General features: G+C 42.0%; 1 protein-coding gene. It reads left to right on the top strand.

Features of this window, described 5'->3' with window-relative positions; translation table 11 throughout:
• The first annotated feature begins 154 nt into the window (after positions 1–154).
• Entirely contained in the window at positions 155–562 is a 408-nt protein-coding gene (locus AC5590_RS09110; protein WP_169269053.1) for a type II toxin-antitoxin system VapC family toxin, read from the top strand.

Genomic DNA, 562 nt, shown 5'->3' with positions numbered 1-562 from the left:
AAACTTTGCTGGAGTCCCTACAACAAGAAACTCGCCCAGCGCTGAACAAAGGTAACTTGTCCCGGTTGCGAGGTATTGCTAAAGGCTTAGAGATATCAAGTGATGAAGAGATGACAGCAGATTATGTCACCTATCTGACTCAGAAGTATCAGTAATGCGAGTTTTGATTGATACGAACGTTGTTCTTGATTTCTTACAAGAGCGAGAGCCTTTTGTGGAGGATGCAGCAAGACTGTTTGAGAAAATTGATGCTGGTGAAGTCAAAGGGTTTATCGCAGCAACAACGATTACCAACATCTATTACATTGTCCGAAAAGCAGCAGGTGCGATAGTAGCTCAAGATGCAATTGCACAAATTCTGACAGATTTACATATTTGCGCTGTTGATCGAGATGTTTTGGAACAAGCAATCACGTTGAATTTTCAAGATTTTGAGGATGCAGTGCAGTGTGCTTGTGGAATAGCACATGCAGTAGATGCAATTGTAACTCGTGATGCATCTGGATTTGTGAGTGCGGAAATTCCAGTGATGTCACCTGGAGAGTTGGGAAAAGTTTTATAG

The sequence above is a fragment of the Brasilonema octagenarum UFV-OR1 genome (genome assembly GCF_963888615.1).
GTDB lineage: Bacteria > Cyanobacteriota > Cyanobacteriia > Cyanobacteriales > Nostocaceae > Brasilonema > Brasilonema sennae.
The sequence above is the reverse complement of the archived record's forward strand: the minus strand, read 5'-3'. Positions and strand labels throughout refer to the sequence as shown.

Excerpts from the sequence above, each read along its gene's own strand:
- AC5590_RS09110 (WP_169269053.1), top strand. The coding sequence starts at position 155 with ATGCGAGTTTTGATTGATACGAACGTTGTTCTTGATTTCTTACAAGAG.